Source organism: bacterium, from assembly GCA_022616075.1.
In the GTDB taxonomy this organism is placed as follows: domain Bacteria; phylum Acidobacteriota; class HRBIN11; order JAKEFK01; family JAKEFK01; genus JAKEFK01.
In genome coordinates this window covers 1-17,802 of record JAKEFK010000097.1, presented here as the reverse complement: position 1 = coordinate 17,802, position 17,802 = coordinate 1, and the positions used below count along the sequence as shown (strand labels likewise).

The window sequence follows — 17,802 nt, the reverse complement described above, 5'->3', positions numbered from 1 at the left end:
GTAGGACGAAAATGAGCTCGCGCCCTTCTAGATTCCCAGGAAGCGGTTCAGCAGCGCGGGGAATATTCCGCGACTCAACAGGTGCACGATGACATTGTGTTCTATGCAATCTTCAATCGGAAGCAGTTCCACCATTGGAAATCCTGCCATGTTCTCCGCTTGTTGCCTGTCTTTCTTACATTCTTTGCCGTACACGATGATGGCTCTTGGACACTTTTCCGCATGCGCATATAGCTCGCGCAAGTCGACCGCGTACTCGGGAGCATTTTTTAATAGCCGCGACATTTTGGATTCGACACGGGTTCCTGTGATGGACTCGATCGCAAGATTGGTCACGCCTCCAGTGCATAGTGTGGCCGTTGCTCCGAGATTCAGACCGTAATGGAGCGCAGCGAAAACACCGGAAGAGTTTCCAAAAGTGAAAATCTCTTTTGCGCCGAGACGTGAAATCAATTCCCTTAAAGACTTCATCGTTGTTGCGCGATCGGGTCCCAGCGAGGGATAACCAAGACCGCCGGCCGATTTCTGGAAATCACGAAGGTAAATGAGACTGACCGGCAGGCGTCCCAACCAGAGATGCATCAGGCCCAGTGGCAAGCCGAGGCGCTGCATATGACCGCAGAACGCAATCAGAACTTTGTCGCTGCCGGGACGTTCAACGATCTGTAAATCTGCTTCGAAGTTGTCGGAGAAGTTCAGAAGCGGCAACGGACCAGCCGGAATGTTGTCAAACACTCCTGTCATCGATGCCGCATATCTTAAGGATGGATATGCTGCATGCAACTGGCGCACGGAGAATTCAAGCACATCCAGCCGGCCTTGCCATACAAGAAACTCGCACGCGAGAACCCAGTGATTCACGTTTGCCTTTTCGAATGCGGGTTGATCTTTCTTTTGAAAAGCATGCTCGAGTTGGGTTGCAAGCTGCGCATATGGTTCAAACCATCCTTCTCCGGTCATGCATTCTCCTCTTGCTGCGAAACGATCCATGCCGCAAGACCGCCTATGGTTCCGCTGGTCGCCAGCACAACATCCGGAGAAATCTGAAAACCGAATGCCTTTTCTATTTCCACGGCAATCATGGATGCGTGCAATGAATCACCGCCGAGTGAAAAGACCGTATCTTCAGAGGAAACATCAGATACATCCAGCACGCGCTCGAATATTGCGGCAAGTTGGGACGCTATCGCAGAAGGAGCCTGAGGAACAGCCCACTCACGAGCGAGATCCAGTTTCTGTAAACTCTCGCGATCGATCTTGTAGTTTGGCAGCAGCGGCATCGAATCCAAAATGTATATCGCAGCAGGAAGCATGTATTGCGGAAGTCTATCCGAAAGTTCCAGCAAGATTGAGTCCGATGTTAGTTTTTGATGTGCGCACACCGTGATATAGGCCACAATGGCCAGCGCTTCACCATCTGCGCGATGGCATATAAGAACAGCAGCATCATCCACGCCTTGGATTTCGCGTAGGGTTGCTTCAACTTCGCCAAGTTCAACGCGATAGCCACGCAACTTCACACGTTCATCGCCCCGTCCCAGAAACTCCAGCAGTCCATCCGGTCTTCGCCGCGCAAGATCTCCGGTGCGAAAAGAGCGAATTGTTTTGTCATCCGGATCACACTGGAACGAACCAGCGGTCGATTCTGGATCCTTCCAGTAACCGCCGGATAAATACTGGCTTGTCACGATCATTTCGCCGGCCTGTCCATCCGGAACTTGGTTTCCCTCTTCGTTGATTAGAGTAATCTTGCGATGCGGGAGATCACGTCCGACTGGCACAAGCGGTCCGATGCTTTCCCGATCCCCATTGACCACCCACTGAGAGATGGCCGTTGCGCATTCAGTGGATGCCATAGCCACCATCAATTTTGCATGCCCGGGGAAGCAACGGCAGAAGCTTTCCACATCGCTCCATACGACCCGATCACCCGCGAGATGAACCCACCGGATGCTTTCGAAACGCTCTCCCGGTGGAAGAGCATTCACCAGATGACGGAAGAGTCGTGGCACTGCATTCAGCACGGTGATGCGTCGGTTGCGAATTGCTGCGACAAGACCCGAAGCGCCCAGACGGCGCGGCGCCATCACATGCAGAGCAGCGCCGGTCAGCAATGCCGGCAACATGCAACGCACAGCAGCAGCTACGCTCGGCGAATGAACAAGCGCGACGCGATCTTCGCATGTGATACACGCGGCATCGGCGTAATCAGCCGCAACGAAGACTGCGTTTGTGTGAACGAAAAAAACACCTTTGGGTTTGCCGGTTGTTCCAGAAGTATAAATAATGTAGCTCAAATCATCGGGATTCGGTCGTGAAGGCAGCGAACCTGTTGAAGCGTTGTCAAGCGAATCGAGATCAATGACCGGCACACCGGACGGCGCCAGCTCTTGCGCAAGAGAAAGCAGGTTGCCGGATGAAATCATCGCGATCACTCCAGCATGAGCAGCGATCTGACGGTTCCGTTTTAGTGGAAAACTCGCGTCCAAGGGAACATAAGGGCGCCTTGCTCGCAATACTCCAAGCAGGGCAGCCGGGAAACGTGTTTCCTGATCCAGCAGAACTCCCACCGGTCCTCGTTGAGAACCTGCGGTCGCATGAACCACTGCTGCAATTCGTTCCACCAGCTTTGCCAATTCGGCATAAGTCAATTGAAGCGAGCCATCATCAATCGCGGGCCGATCGCCATGCTCCGCAACCACTTCCTCAAAGCGATCAATCACCGATCCTTTGAGCCACGATTCGCTAACTTGATCAAACACTTTGTATTTTTCTCCCCGCTTGTGTTTCAATTATTTCGCATAAATCAGGAAGCGAAATGAAAAATCGCGCTGGATTGCAATGAATTGAATAATCGCGTTACATTTGTACAATGAACGGTGATTACGCGCAAACCAACATTCAGCTTTACAACCAGCTTCGTTCGGCCGGTTATTCTGACGATGAAGTTGCCCGGATCCACCAGTCATATGAAGTCGCGATGGATTTGTTCACAGGCGTTTTCTCCCCTTCCGGAAAACCTTTTCTCAATCACCTCGTAGGCACAGCAAGCGTCCTGTGCTCCCTGCGTGCAAGAGCGGCGCTGATTGCCTCAGCTCTTCTTCATGCGGCTTACATCCACGGTGACTTTGGCACTCCTGAAAAAGGGATGACCGATGTGAATCGCGAATATCTCAGAAAAAACGTCGGAGAAGAAATTGAAGAGATTGTTTTCCGTTATACGAATTTGAAATGGAATCCGAAACTCATTCCTCAAATATACGCAAGCATCGATACGCTTACGGAGATCGATCGTGAAGTCGTCCTGATGCGAGTGTCGAATCAATTCGAAAGTCTTCTGGATCACGGCATTCTCTATCGTCATGACTCGCAGCTTCGCAGACAATCTCTTGAGCGTTCATCAGCCGGTTTGATACAGATTGCGAACAAACTGGGAGCTCCTTTCCTCGCTGCAGAATTAGGGAGAATTACAGAGACAACCCTTTCGATTCAAATTCCGGTGGAAATGCTCAGTACCAGAATTAAGAAAAAGGCTTTTCTTCACAAACCTTTCTCTGATCGCGAAAAGGAATAGCGATGTTATTGGAAGGATTTTTCGAGAAATTCGGGTAACACTTTCCGGTAGTCGAAATATTCTTCAGCAAGCCGGCGGGCAGCCCTGGAATGTTTTTCGTAGTTTCTGTTGATCTCTTTGATCCCTACAACAGCTTCCTCGAATGACTGGAACGAAAGCAAGCCTTCACCAGCCGGCAGAACTCTTTCAAAACCTGTGCTTTGTGCGAGTACAGGCTTTCCGCTTGCAAGATAATGAGTGGAGCGTTCACTGAACCAAGCGGAATTTGATTTTACATATGCATGTTTTGCGATGCCGAACTCAGCCCGCGAACGCTCAATGAATTTTTTGTATTTTTCCAGATCACCGATTTCCTCTCCTGGAATGATGTTCCAACCTTTCTGTTTCAAATTGTGAATTTCTTTCGAATTGGGATGCCAGTTTCTCATTACAATTTCGAACTGCTCTCCTGTTGACGCTGGCAAATCAGCGTAATGAGGGAATTCAGCGTATTTGGACCGGTACCATTCTCCCCGATACTGCAGATCGGAATTGCCGGTCCAGGAGCCGACACTCGTGAAACCACTACAGTCCGGATGTTGATGGTTCTCAGACCAGTAATCCAGCACAACAGGCGGAAGGATCGGTTGCCACGGGATACCGCTGACCGGAATTGTGCAGTATTGTGTTCCGATGTTCAGTCCCCTGGTAAAGAAAACATCATAGAGCTCGAACTTCAAATCTGCTTTGTATTCCGAATGCCAGAGCTGAGTGTAGACAGGATCTACATCCACATAAACTCGACGTTTAAAAGCTCTGAGCAAGGAATCGGTTTTCAGATGTCCGGAAAAATTGATCAATAGATCTGCGTCATGGCTCAACTCCCTAAATGTTTTCATCGAAAGACCACAGGTATCTTCACCGGCGTTATAAATCTGGCAAGAATTTTCAGACAATCCGAAGTATTCCATCGTATAGCGAAAGCGCTCCGGATGCAGGCTTTGACTGTAGGGAGAAACTTTTCCATCCGCGGATCGACACCAGTCCGGTCCGATCTCTTCCATCCAGTAGACATCATGACCGAGCCGTTTCAACCCGATTGCGAACTGCATTCTGTACCAGACTGATCCAGGCGAATAAACATACTGAGAAATGAGTCCGGCCAGAAATATTTTCATATCTTCAATGGAGTTCCAGGATGATGAGTTGATCTGTTCTTGCAATGCAATGCGAATGCAAGTTTATGTAACGATTCCAATCATGGTAATAATCAAACCACCAGAAAAATGGAAAGAAAAACACAAGATGACGAACACCTTTACCGCGCAATTCCTCCACTTCTCGAATCGCCTCTTGGTCATCGGATGGGGATCCCCAGTCAATACCATTCCGGTTCTCCACCGGTAGAACTTCTGGAATGTTGATTCCAAGCTTGCCGGAACCTATCAGAGCGAAACGTAATCCGGACGGAAAATGCGCTTGCAGGCTTGCGGCTGCCGAATCAAGCGCTTCCGCCCACTGCCGGTTTCCTGAAGCTTGATTACGATTCGGAAACGGCTGATCCGGTGGCGACAATCCAAGAAAAAGGCAAAGTTTTTCCCAGCCGTCGCCGTTGCAAATATCCATCATGAGAAAATCCTCCGGACGATTTTCAAAATGCTCTCTTACATTCCTGCAGTGCGTCTCATAAACAAACCTGAAGCGATGCTCCTGAAACTGTACGGTTCCGTAAACCGCCGCCCGGATGAATTCGATAAACGGATAGGCTCCACCGGTCCAGCGTTGCGCAAGATTCCAATGCTTTTCCACTGAGCTGATCCAGGAATCAGGATCACGAACAGTCAGGATAAATTTGCTGTTCGGATAGATTTTGTCCAGTTGAGCATAAAAGGGGGCGACCGAAATATCCGTTGCACCCTGATATGTTTCCAGGATACTCAAGCGATAGTTCCCACTTTTGAGCTCTTCGAAAGTTTTTAAGTCGGAAGGAAAATGTATGGTTTTGATGCCGAGTAGATTCAGAGCTTCAGCCAGACTCGTTGTTCCTGTGCGGCTGAGCCCGATTCCGAAAATTTTGTTGATCATCATCTAATAAGACTCACAAAAGTTCAAATCGATCAGGCTATATCCAAAGTTTCTGACATCCGTTTCAAGCTCGCTGTATTTCATCCGTTCCGCGGGTGGCCACTGCTGAAAATATTTTGCGTTCAGGTCACTTTGAATTTTCGTTTGAACCGTGTGGTGAGGAAGTTCAAGAAAATCGAGAATGCGGTTGAACTCAGCCACAGGATTGTTCACAAGTGTTTCGTACTTGATAGTGTGAACTTTACTTAAATACTCCTTATCTCTGTCAAATACTTGATAGCAGATGATCCAGTGCTTCAAGAGAGTTTCGATGTCTTCCATTTCCCATTTTTTCATCGCGCAGGATACAGCGACCGGATGTCTCAGGATGACGACAAAGAAAGAATTCGGAAACAGAGTCTGTAAGAATCGGGTGCGAACCAGATTGGGTGGAGATTTTTCCAGAAGGACAGGTTTATTCAAATCCCAGTATCTGGCCCAGTCGTGAAATAAGCGCACGGAGTTTTCTTTCGATGCAACAGAAGACTGTTCATCCAAATACGAATTCGGATCGAATCCGAACCTTCCCGGCCCACCATAGGCACGAGCCGGCTGGAACACCGTTTGAAGAAACTGTCCTTCATCCTCATAAACTCCTGTGTTTCTGAAGCCGCTGATCATCGGATGATCTCTCAGCGATTGAAAAAGAATGGAAGTGCCACTCCTGTGAAGACCGCAAATGAAAACAAATTTCTTATCGTTCGGCATCTCGGTCATGGGATGAATTCAACCCTTTTCAGCTGCGAATACAGATGCAGACAGGATTCTGGAATATCATTCATCGCTCCATGCGCGTAATGCTGTAGCTGTTTCGAAACAAAATTACGAATTCCGGTAGTATTTGGATTCAGTCCAAGCAACGCAGCCATTGCGGCTACTTTTTTACAGTAAGTTTCCGGCTCATCGAGATCATATCCAACCACAGGGAAGTCATCCATCTTGTGGAGTCGAAGCAACCGTTGATTGTAATGAATCCACAGCTGGAATCCTTTTTCCAGCGGCAAAGAGTTTCTTTTTTGTAATGAGATTGCAACAGCCAGTGGGTGGCGGAAGGTTCCTGCAAGCTGAAAGGATTCTGCTGCTGAGAACCACGCTTCATCGATCAAAAGTATTCTGGGATCCTTGATTCCTGAAAGATCGCTGGATTCGAAAGAAGAAAGGTGACCTGCGATTCGTTTCTTGTGTTCTTCCTGAATCACAATCTTTTCCGGTGGTTCATGCCAGCTTCCTTTGTTATCCGCCAGAATTCGATCATTGATTCGCCAGACTTTCATGCTTTCCCGGTTGCCGCGCGCGTTGTGCCGATGGGCTTGATTCACTTCTCCCAGATTCAATCCGGATGCTTGCAAAGCTCCGGTCAAACAGCTCGTGCCGCTTCTGTGCATCCCCAGAATAAAAACAAATCGCCGTTTGCGGGCCGTCATGAGGAGTAACAACTCTGAAGCATCGCAGGAAGAGTCTTTTTATAATCGAGATAGGTTTCGGCGAAATCACGCGCGGCTTCGCAATGACCTGCATAGTTACTGTTGATCGAATCAATTCCCTGGATTGCTTCCTCCATATTTCGAAAGCTGAGCATGCCGGCGTCGGCAGATAAAGAATCTTCGAATCCCGTAGACTGTGCCAGGACAGGTTTTCCGCTCGCCAGATAATGGGACCACCGGTCACTGAACCATCCGGAGTTTGCTTTCACATATGCATTCTGGGCGATTCCGATTTCCGCACGCGATCTGCGGATATACGACAGATAGCCGGACACATCCTTGATTTCTCCGCCGTTTTTCAAGATCCAGCCGGACGATTTAAGCAACTGAATGCCTTCGTCTTCCGGGCTAAAATCTTTCAATACAACTTCAAATGGTTGCTTGCTTAGCACTGGCAATTCTGCAAAACGTTTGAACTCCTGCCATTTCGAGCTGAACCATTCGCCATCAAAGGAGACATCCCCATATCCACTCCAGGAAGCAATCGTCGTAAATGCGTTCGGCGAAGGATCGATTTCAAATCGCCAGTCTTCCAGCACAACAGGCGGAAGCAACGGATTCCATTTCACGCCACAATCGGGAATGTTTGTTCGTCCGGTGCCAATGTTGAGCCCCACAGAGAGAAAGGCATCATGATTCTTGAAATTCAGATCCTTTCCGTATTCGGCAACCCACAACTGCGTAAATACAGGATCCTGATCTATATAGACCCGGCGCTTTACTCTGTCCAGAATCCATTCTGTCTTGAGATGGCCGGACCAATTCAAAAGCAAATCGGTTTGTCCGGCAAGATCTTTCACGGAACTGAGCGAAAGACCGAAAGTGTCTTCTCCGTGATTGTAAATCTGGCACGAATGGTCCTGTAATTCGTACTGACGAACCACATCTGCGAACAATTGCCGCCGGACCGTATGTTCAAAATCGCAGGGTAAGCCGTTCATATCCACACACCAATCCGGTTCCACTTCTTCCACAAGATATACTTCATGACCAAGCCTGCGAAGTCCTTGAACATATTGCATCCTGTGCAACAGCATTCCCGGAGAGGGATAGGGAAAAGGGGTAATCATTGCTGCGATCAAAATCTTCATGCCCTATCTTTTACTATAATGATATAGCAGTCGATTCCTTGTATGACTCAAAAGAAATATTCAGTGAGTGACCTGCAGCTTTACAGGCGGCTGATGCTGCAAGCGAGACCGTACTGGCCTCATCTCGGTTTGCTTCTCGGCATCCGGCTCATCAGGGCCCCACTGGCGCTGATGAATCCGATCCCGTTGAAGATAGCGGTCGACAGTGTGATTGGAACACATCCGTTGCCTCCCATTATTGACGGATTCACACCCGCTTTCATGCAGGAAACGGATTTCCGGTTGTTGCTGTGGGCTGCCATCTTGCAAATATTGATCGTTCTTGCCTTTCAATTGAAATCGATCGCGGACCACGTTTTCACAACACGTACGGGCGAAGGGTTGAAAATCAATTTCCGGGAAGCCCTTCTGCAGCACGTTCAACGCCTCTCGGTCTCTTTTCATGATACGCGGGGCACTTCCGATTCCATTTATCGCATTCAATATGATGCGCCTGCCATTCAGTCCTTCGTGATTCAAGGGGTCCTTCCAGTCATTGTTTCCACCGTGACTCTTTTCACATTGATCACTGTGGTGCTTGGGATTGACTGGCAGCTTTCTCTGGTGGCTCTTGGAATTTCTCCTTTATTAATCCTTCTCACACGATCCTACAAAAACCATTTTCGCGGCCGCTACAAGTATTTGAAAGAACTCGATTCGAGTGCGCTGAAAGTGGTTCAAGAGGTCCTCACCAGCTTGCGCATCGTGAAAGCGTTCGGTCGAGAGGATGATGGACAGGATCGCTATGTACGGCAGGCCAAACTTGGAATGAAAGAGAGGATCCGCCTTGCTGTTGCGGAAGGCGCATTTGGTTTGCTTGTCAATGTTACAACAGCGATCGGAACTTCTCTCGTTTTGTTTTATGGAATCGTGAAAGTTCAACGCGGAGATATCACACTCGGAGATCTACTGATCATTTCAGCATACTTGAGTCAGCTTTACGGCCCCTTGAAAAGCGTAAGCAACATGGCCGCAACCATTCAGTCCTCACTTGCGAGCGCTCATCGCGCATTTGACTTGCTGGATCAACTTCCTGATGTGACCGAAAAAGAAAATCCAAAGCCAATCAAGCGCGCCGAAGGGTTGATCGAATTTCGAAATGTGTCTTTCTCCTATGACAGTGTTCCTGCGCTTAAGGATATTTCTTTCCGGATCGAGCCGGGCACGCGCGTGGGACTTGTCGGTCGGACCGGCTCCGGTAAAACAACCCTCACAAACCTGATGGTTCGATTCTATGATCCTTCAGCAGGGCAGATTCTCCTGGATGGCATCGATCTTCGTGACTTCAAACTCGCCGATTTGAGAAATCAATTTGCGATCGTTTTACAGGAGCCGATCCTGTTCTCCACAACCATTGCGGAAAACATTGGTTATGGACGTCCTAAAGCAACGTTCGATCAGGTCGTGGCTGCCGCCAAAGCAGCGAACGCTCATGATTTTATTGCTTCTCTTCCTGATGGTTATGAAACTGTGGTTGGAGAACGAGGGATGACCCTCTCCGGCGGCCAGCGGCAAATCATCTCCCTGGCAAGAGCCTATCTTCGAGATGCGCCGGTCATGATTCTGGATGAACCGACTAGCTCAGTGGATCTGGAACTGGAAGCATCGATTCTGGATGCGATGGAGCGTTTGATGAAAGGAAGAACTTCCATCTTGATTGCTCATCGCCCGACCGCTCTGAAGGACCGGGAGCTTTACCTTTACCTTGAGGGCGGGCGCCTGGTAGAAGCGTCTTCCGAACCTCCCGCGTATATGATGCAAAAGCTCTATGAGCCTTAATGTTTTTCTTGCTGCGAAAACCATCCATTATCCGCAGGGTGGAGGGCATCTCTGGGTTTATTTAAACTGGGCATTATCGCTGAAAGCGGAAGGATGCAATGTTTACTGGCTGGAAACTGTAAAGCCGGGGGCTCCACCCGAAAGAGTTGAATCTCTGTTCGAATCCCTGAAATCGCGACTCGCCCCTTTTGGTTTTGGTGAAAAAGTATTCGTCATCGCTGATCATGATGAATCAGCAAGCCTTTCGGATGGTCCTGATCCGAAAGATTTGATCATCGACATCAACTATAAGGTTCCTTCTAATGTAATAGGAGAGTTTCGTAAATCGGTCCTGGTTGATATCGATCCCGGTCTCAATCAGATGTGGCTTAGCAGGGGCCGCATGCATTTTTCGCCTCATGATTTTTACTTTACGATCGGCGAAACCGTTGGAAAGCCGGATGCAATTTTTCCAGATGGAGGACTTCGCTGGCACTATACACCTCCACCTGTTTATCTGCCCGCATGGCCTGTTGCAGCCGCGGACTCATCAGCTCCTTATACAACGGTTACGCACTGGTGGGGAGATCTGATGGAAGTCAACGGCACAAGCTTTTACAACGGGAAACGAACCGGTTTTTATCCGTATCTTGAGCTTCCACGGCATACTTCCCAACCACTGGAGCTTGCTATTTTCTTAACGACAAAAGAAGCTGATGAGAAGGACCGCATCGCTTTTTCAAAAAACGGCTGGAGAATTGTGAATTCTCATGAAGTTTCATCCACTCCGGAGAATTACGCTCGTTACATACAGAACTCGCGTGGAGAATTCAGCTGCGTAAAGCCATCTTGCATTCATCTACAAAATGCCTGGATCAGCGATCGCACGATCTGCTATCTGGCAAGTGGAAAACCCGCGATTATTGAACACACCGGACCGAGCTCTTTTCTGCCGGATGCGGAAGGTCTTTTTCGTTTCCGGAATTTAATCGAAGCGGCGCAGGCGCTTGAAACAGCTTCTGCAGATTACAATTCGCAATCCCGCCTTGCACGCGCGCTCGCAGAAGAATATTTTGACGGCCGGAAAATTGTCAGACGCATGCTGGAAACTGTGTTGTGATTTTCAAATCGATGAAAAAGAAAGTGGTGGTGACCGGCTACATGCTGCGCTGTCCCATCTCCGGCGTGATCTGGCAGCATCTTCATTACATTATCGGTTTTCAGCGCCTCGGATTTGAAGTCCATTATCTGGAGGATGCCGGCAAATTTCTTTATGACGCTGAAACCGTTACAGCAAGCGACAATGCTGCATCTATCGTCCGAATTGCTGCAAGACTTGCGGAGCAATATCAGTTTTCCTGGGGGCTCCGTTTTTCCTTTCAGGATCCGCCGCAGACTTTCGGCTGCGATCCCGGCACGTTCGAAGACACGATCCGGACGGCGGACGCGGTCTTCAACATCTGCGGAGTTCAGGACATGCCGGAGTTCCTGAAAACGAACTGTCTGGTTTATGTGGAAAGCGATCCCGGGCTGGAACAAATCAGACTTGCGAAGGGAGATGAAGAAACGCTTCATTATTTGAAGGCGCATCATTTTCATTTTACGTTTGGTGAAAAGATCGGACGTCCGGATTGTCCTGTTCCGTTATCGAACGGAATCCAGTGGAGGCCCACACGCCAGCCGGTTGTTCTGGATTTCTGGAAAACCGGGACGCTGCTGGAAAGCGTTTCAGGATTGAGATTCACGACCATTTCAGGTTGGAGACCAAAAGGAAAAGATGTGAAATGGCAGAATGAAACGTACTACTGGACCAAACATTTCGAATTTCTAAAATTCTCGCAGGTTCCGCGTGCGGTGAAATCGAACGTGCCGATCACATGGGAACTCGCAATTGCTTTGATGCAGGATCCGTCAGGCCGCGCGACCATGGAAGAGAACGGATGGAAGCTTGTTCGTCCGCACGGCATTTCCGTTCATCCGGAAGAGTACCGGAAGTACATTTTTGAAAGCGATGCCGAGTGGACAGTCGCCAAAGATCAATACATCCGCTTCAACGCAGGATGGTTCTCGGACCGTTCCGCGTGCTACCTCGCCGCCGGAAGGCCGGTCATCACGCAGGAAACAGGTTTCAGCGATATCCTTCCGGTTGGAGAAGGTCTTTTTTCCTTCCGGACCATGGCTGATATTCAAGCTGCGGTCGACCAGATTCTTACGAACCCTGCAAAACATTCGAGAGCCGCGCGCGCAATCGCAGAAGAATATTTCAACGCGGAAAAAGTCTGCCAAAAAATGACCGACGAAATCGGTTTGTAGCAACAGAAGAAATTTGCCCGAAACACTACAATTGCAGTGCGTATCCTACTTTAAAAAAGAAAGTGCGCTGCGTTTGTGTCCGCGGAATGGTAATCGTTTCCAGATGATTGTCCGAGTAGCCGATAAACAGAACCGTTCTCGGATTGATTTTGTACGTGGCAAGCAATTGACTGAACAGAGTTTTTGTGAGCGGTTCTACAGGGATCGTATAAAGATCTTCATTCTGTTCCAGATCCGTGTATTGCAGGACGACTCGGAAAAACAAGCGCCTGTTCACGTTGTAAAGCAAACGTAACTGCGTCAGATTTGCCGTAAAAAGAGTCTCGTTTTCAATCTCCAGTCTTTCGTATGTATGACTCAAGTCGATAAAAACATGCCGGCCGATTCTGTATTGAACATCGGGAGCCAATCGCACGATATCTCCTTTGCGAAGATTCACAAAATCCATTTCATTTCCAAATGTGCTGAAGAAAAACAAAAAGATATCCTTTTTCGGATTGATCTGAAATGTCGTATTGATAAAAATTTCATCAAAAGTTTGAGTCCCGAAAACGCGCCGGCTCATACCGGGACTGATCGAGATGAGCGACTGCAATGGTCCGCCGTATTCAAATGTGGCCTGGCCTCCCTCTTCCAGAAGATTCCCAGCCTGATCGGTGCGGTAATGACCATCCACGGAGATCGAAAGGGATGTGAACCAGTCATCTTTTTCAGGCACAAAACGATATCCGAGGGAGGCGAAAGAGGAGCGCAAATCCACGCGCGGCACGAAACCCATATCCGCGCGAAAATCTGCGCCGACATCGCGGTACTGAGCCGAAAAAAACCAGTTCCGCGACGAATGACTGAACGCCGCCTGGAACGCTCGATCTGAAAAGGAACCATCCGGTTGCGAGAATCTTTGCACAACAACGTCCGGATAATCCGTTTGCGATCCGAGCAGCTGCAGCCGGATCGTATTGGATGCGCTGATCCGTAACTTTGCATCCACATTGAAAACACGGTTGTAATAATCGGTACCTTCACGATCGGTGAAAAGAAAACCGACAGCCGAATCTGTGCCGATGTCTCTCCGGTATCGAAAGATCGAATCGATCGATTCTTCATTGAGCGAAGTGGTGGAGGAACCTCTCGGACCGGGCAAAAGAAGATTTGTAATTTCATCGTATGCCGTTAGAAAGCCTGCCGCGTTTCCGCCGCTCTTTCCTGTCAACTTAACGCCGGCCACAGGGTCAGCAATGTTGCGGGTAAAAACTATTTCGATGGGTGTGTCAAACAGATCATCCCCTTCCAGAAAAAACGATCTTCTTTCAGGAAAGGAAAGCGAGAATTGTTTGTTTACATCCAGCCGAGCAACATCCGCTTCCACATTGGAAAAGTCCGGGTTCGCAGTTGCGTTCAACGTCCAGTTTGGAGCGAGACCCCAGATCGCCGATAGACCCGCGTCGGTTGAAGTCGCGCCATCGAAATCATCGATCGATAAATCCAATTTTCTTTCCTGCCGGCTCGCAGTTAAAGTGGGATCCAGTTCGATATTATTTCCCGGAGTAATTCCCTCAAATCCGGTGATTTTGGAAACTTGACAGAGCGAGCAGGCGAGATTCCTGTCCTGTGGGTTCAAAGCAAACGTGTAGCGCCGTTCCCGCGGATAGATGCGAACAAGATCGAATCCCCACGTTTGTTGTCCCGGTGTGTTGGGAAAGCGAATGGAGCGGAAAGGAATCGCCATTTCAATCACATAGCCATCCGCGGTAATTTTGCCTGCCGAATCCCAGATCGCATCAAATGAGTTCCTTTCCGTGCTGGAAACTTCATCTTGAAATTGATCCAGCTGAACGCCTACCGGATTTACAAAAAACTTAAATGCGCGGCGTTCATCGTTAAAAGTATCCAGGACGATTCCAACATGATCATCCGCTGAAATGCGATCTCGATCAGAATACCTGCCGCGGATGGAATCAGGATCAGGATCGAAAGCGATACACCCCACGTAAAGATGCGACCTGTCGTAGGTCAGGTAGCATTCCGTCTTTACGCGCGCCTCAATATTTTCGGCAGGACGCACTTCATAGGGGAGACTGATCACGGTTGCCTGGTTCCATTCCGTTTCATCCAGAACGCCGTCGATTTTTATTTCGTTCGTTCCAGAGCTATTGATCCAGAATTTTCTCTTGCTGCTTTTCTCAATGGCTTCAGAAAGAACGGGCTGAACAAGAAGGATCGCACTGACTAACGCAAGCCCAATTCGCAACATAATCGACAAGCTGGAATTATAGGACACAGATCGGATGAAATCATCCGCCGGAAGAAATCATCCCCACACTTCAGCGAGAAGATTTCTATGCTGCTCAATATCGCATTTTCTGGAATTCTCCAGACCGGCAAGCCTCATCTCTTCCGGATAAGGAGCACTGAGAATTTCCGGTAATTCCTCAATCGACTTGAATAGAAATCCTGCTCCGCCAAGATACTCCAACTGTTCCTGTCTGCGGTCCGGAAGCTCCTGCCAGCAAACGCCGATGCCGCTTGCTTGCGCTTCCGCGATGGATGCGGGGAACCCAACCTTATTGATGTGCGGATGGGATGGGTAAACCAGCCAATCATATTGCGGATAGATGTCCGGCATGTCATCCGGATCGGCGTATGTGATGCGAACGGGATTTCCGACGCGTTCGTTCCGTTTCTGCATGTCCGCGAGTCGATGTCCTTTCGCGTACAAATCGAATTCGAAGCCGTCCCCACGCATCCGCGCCGCAAGATCAATAAAATCGGAATGCGCTTTCTTTCGGGTGGAAGGGCCGGTACACAGAACGCGACGCGTTGGCGGGCGCCGTTCCGGTTTGTAGAAACGCGCGAAATTGATTACCGGCCAGCACGCAACAACTTTCTTGGCATCAAGTCCCCTCTCAACAAGCCGGCTGGTAAACGCAGGAAAGGCCAGTATTCTTTTGCACAAAGAGCTGCTGGAAGCCTCGCAGAACGCCCTGATCTTTTCTTCCGGTTCGGAAAGCATGTCCATCGAATGAGTACGGATCGTAAAAGGGATGCCGTGCCGGTCGGACAGGTACCGCAACAAAACAGACAGGCCAAAGTAGTGGCAGTGCAGAAGATCAGGTTGAAACTCCTGGATGACCGCCTCGACTTGCCGAATGAATTCTCTTTGAGTAGGGCTGCTGAAAGACGGATCCACTTTGTTTATAGGACCGTAAACCAAACAGGAATCAATATATTCAATCAGCTGGTAAGGAAATGGATCTCTCCGCGGTTGAACCGATTTTTTGTAGGTGATGATGCAGATGTCGTAATCCCGTTTGAGGCTTCGAATCTCTTCATGCATGTATGTTTCTGAAAAGTTCGGATATCGAACGATGAAATACAGGATTCGAAGGCGACGTTTGGTTACCCCTGGCTTGGTGTTCACGCGGTCCCCAGGATTCTGATTATAGCTCAACCTGAATCGCCGAAATTAGTCAGCCGAAGATGGCCACCGGGCGAAGAAAGACTGAGGTTTATCTACAGATCGCGTAGTGGAGATTTAACAACAGAAGCCGTTTTAGATCTGCGCGTGCACCCGGACCGCAAACGTCTTGCGCTTTGGATTGCATTTGATTCCAAGGAGTTGTGGGTAATGAAAAATTTCTTGCCCGAATGATATTAGGATCCGGGCGGTAAAAGAGGCCAACAAACGGACTTAGATAGCCTTTTTGTCGGCCCCCTCTCAATGTGAACTTTTAATCGTCGCAGTTGCAGTTTCCAATCGGGAGCGATGTGGTAAAGTCGCCATGGGTTTGATGATTCTTAGGGAAGGCGTTCTGAGAAACCTCAATCACCACAGTATCCCCGACCGTGCCGCATGTGTCGAATAAATCATCAGCCTGAATGAAGTGGCAAATGCGCACTTTACCAAGCGGTGCTTGGATCTCAACTGGCGCCGAGTTCGGCGAGGAATTTACGTTGCCACTAATGCCCGCAACTGGGTTTTCGAACGTGTTTTCGCCACTTTGACTGCATCCGAGAATCACGGCGATGGACAAAAGTCCAAACAATACGAAAACAGACTGTTTTTTCATTGTCACCTCCTGGAGACAGGATACTTGAAGTGGTGAGACGAGTCAAGATCATAAGTGTAACATCTGTGTGATTCTAGAAGTCGGTCGAGCCGTTATGGTTCGTGTCCTAATTGCTTTCCTGAGGGGGTTGGACCGGAATGCTTTAGAATCCAAGGATTGGTTCGCCACAGATCGTAGTGCAACCCGGCTGCTCTGACTTCATCAAACCTAATGCAGCCCTACGCGGAGCCTCCGCCTTCGTCTCTCCGGAAAGTTTCATCAAGTTTTGATGGAAATCGATCATCAATTTTGTGGTTGCCGCTGAGTCTACTTGCCACTGACTGACTACAGTAGTGTGACGCATCACTGCTTCTATCGTCCCATCCGTCTGAGGAGTCGTTGTCGCGCTGACTTGCGCAAATTAATCACTTGCTGGCGGGTGATACCGAGCCGTTTTCCAATGGATAAATCATCCAAAGGGAGACGTTTCCACAAGTCGTCAAAATCACCGGGATTCATTTCCAGAGTATCGGCAATTTGATCAAGAGTTGCGATGCCCATAAGAGGAAACAAAACGAGAGTTCCGCGCCCATGATGGTCCTTCAGGTGCAGCAATAGCACCGTACGTTGTCTGGCAGGGAGGAGGCAAATCTCTCTCCAGAGTTTTTCGAAGTATCTTCGTCGATCCAAATCTTCATCAACCGGTCTGCAGCCGGCAGCTAACGCTTCGGCTGTTTCTAGTCGTACATTCAATTGCCTCATCCATTCGCGCGGCCGGTCGGCGACCAGGTTGACAAGCGCATCCAGTTCGATCGGACCTTTCGCAGCGCGCAGGATGTTTTCCAGCGCGTTTGCTATATTGCTCTTCCGACTCCCGCTGTGTGTGAATGCTTCACGCATAGGGATTAACGCTCGATCACTGAAGTCTTCACCCAAGTCAGGATTACTGATTTTCTCTTTACGGTTCCGCCACTCCGCAAGTCCGCAAAGCAATTCATTCTGTTTGTCCTTCCAAAGAGCAAAGCGCTGGTGATGATTCAGAAAATAACGGATCCGGTACTTCAGATGAGCCCGCAGAGGATGCTTTTCTCGCATGTATTCGCAGAACGTGTGGTAGGCAATGGTATGGATCTGGCTTTTGAAATGTTGAATCTGAATTGCTCCCGGATGCGATTTGAACTTGCGCAACTGGGTAAGAACGCGCAAAACAGCTTCGTTGCAGAGGTCTTCGGCCTCTTGCCGGTCGAAGAAATTACTGGAAAGCGATAACTTGCTTCGTATCACCTCGCCAATGATCGGCACAGCATATTCGGATATCAGTTTGTTTAGAGCATCTTCCGACTCGCTTTTGTCCGCATTCAGAAATGGCGCTAACATGGGATCAAGCCGCT

At 49.0% G+C, this 17,802-nt stretch carries 15 protein-coding genes; 4 read left to right on the top strand and 11 right to left on the bottom strand.

Annotated elements, in window-relative coordinates; all coding sequences use genetic code 11:
* Window positions 1-27 precede the first annotated feature (27 nt).
* On the bottom strand, window positions 28-990 hold the full coding sequence (locus L0156_08365; GenBank protein ID MCI0603015.1) for a hypothetical protein: 963 nt from the start codon (window positions 988-990) through the stop codon (window positions 28-30).
* On the bottom strand, window positions 957-2,792 hold the full coding sequence (locus L0156_08360) for a non-ribosomal peptide synthetase (protein MCI0603014.1): 1,836 nt from the start codon (window positions 2,790-2,792) through the stop codon (window positions 957-959). Before L0156_08360 ends, L0156_08365 begins: the two co-directional genes overlap by 34 nt.
* 80 nt (window positions 2,793-2,872) lie before the next feature.
* Here L0156_08360 and L0156_08355 point away from each other — a divergent pair, with 80 nt between their 5' ends.
* Window positions 2,873-3,574, top strand: a complete 702-nt coding sequence (locus L0156_08355; protein ID MCI0603013.1) for a hypothetical protein — start codon at window positions 2,873-2,875, stop codon at window positions 3,572-3,574.
* Window positions 3,575-3,579: 5 nt separating this feature from the next.
* Here the strand turns inward: L0156_08355 and L0156_08350 are convergent, their stop codons facing one another.
* Genes L0156_08350 through L0156_08330 form a run of 5 tightly spaced genes read right to left on the bottom strand, consistent with a single transcriptional unit; the run spans window position 3,580 to window position 8,252 of the window.
* Window positions 3,580-4,731, bottom strand: coding sequence for a hypothetical protein (locus tag L0156_08350; protein ID MCI0603012.1), 1,152 nt, complete (start codon window positions 4,729-4,731; stop codon window positions 3,580-3,582).
* Window positions 4,732-4,735: 4 nt separating this feature from the next.
* Window positions 4,736-5,638: a hypothetical protein gene (locus tag L0156_08345; GenBank protein ID MCI0603011.1), complete on the bottom strand. Its 903-nt coding sequence runs from the start codon at window positions 5,636-5,638 to the stop codon at window positions 4,736-4,738.
* 3 nt (window positions 5,639-5,641) lie between these two features.
* A complete protein-coding gene (locus L0156_08340) occupies window positions 5,642-6,394 on the bottom strand; it encodes a sulfotransferase (GenBank protein ID MCI0603010.1) in 753 nt (250 codons plus the stop codon).
* Window positions 6,391-7,101, bottom strand: coding sequence for a hypothetical protein (locus tag L0156_08335; GenBank protein ID MCI0603009.1), 711 nt, complete (start codon window positions 7,099-7,101; stop codon window positions 6,391-6,393). Before L0156_08335 ends, L0156_08340 begins: the two co-directional genes overlap by 4 nt.
* A complete protein-coding gene (locus tag L0156_08330) occupies window positions 7,098-8,252 on the bottom strand; it encodes a hypothetical protein (protein MCI0603008.1) in 1,155 nt (384 codons plus the stop codon). Before L0156_08330 ends, L0156_08335 begins: the two co-directional genes overlap by 4 nt.
* A gap of 42 nt (window positions 8,253-8,294) precedes the next feature.
* Between L0156_08330 and L0156_08325 the strand changes: the two genes are divergently transcribed.
* From L0156_08325 to L0156_08315, 3 genes are read left to right on the top strand one after another with little or no spacing between them, the layout of a single operon-like run.
* On the top strand, window positions 8,295-10,070 hold the full coding sequence (locus L0156_08325; GenBank protein MCI0603007.1) for an ABC transporter ATP-binding protein/permease: 1,776 nt from the start codon (window positions 8,295-8,297) through the stop codon (window positions 10,068-10,070).
* A complete protein-coding gene (locus tag L0156_08320) occupies window positions 10,060-11,169 on the top strand; it encodes a hypothetical protein (protein ID MCI0603006.1) in 1,110 nt (369 codons plus the stop codon). Before L0156_08325 ends, L0156_08320 begins: the two co-directional genes overlap by 11 nt.
* On the top strand, window positions 11,166-12,362 hold the full coding sequence (locus L0156_08315; protein ID MCI0603005.1) for a hypothetical protein: 1,197 nt from the start codon (window positions 11,166-11,168) through the stop codon (window positions 12,360-12,362). Before L0156_08320 ends, L0156_08315 begins: the two co-directional genes overlap by 4 nt.
* Window positions 12,363-12,387: 25 nt before the next feature.
* On the opposite strand, the gene L0156_08310 is transcribed toward L0156_08315, so the two are convergent.
* From L0156_08310 to L0156_08295, 4 genes are all read right to left on the bottom strand, one after another.
* A complete protein-coding gene (locus L0156_08310; protein ID MCI0603004.1) occupies window positions 12,388-14,616 on the bottom strand; it encodes a carbohydrate binding family 9 domain-containing protein in 2,229 nt (742 codons plus the stop codon).
* Window positions 14,617-14,673: 57 nt separating this feature from the next.
* Window positions 14,674-15,813, bottom strand: a complete 1,140-nt coding sequence (locus tag L0156_08305; protein ID MCI0603003.1) for a glycosyltransferase family 4 protein — start codon at window positions 15,811-15,813, stop codon at window positions 14,674-14,676.
* Window positions 15,814-16,093: 280 nt separating this feature from the next.
* Complete coding sequence (locus L0156_08300) at window positions 16,094-16,432, bottom strand: hypothetical protein (protein ID MCI0603002.1); 339 nt, start codon at window positions 16,430-16,432, stop codon at window positions 16,094-16,096.
* Between the two features lie 351 nt (window positions 16,433-16,783).
* Window positions 16,784-17,802: hypothetical protein (locus L0156_08295; GenBank protein ID MCI0603001.1), on the bottom strand; the 1,019-nt coding region annotated here is incomplete at its 5' end.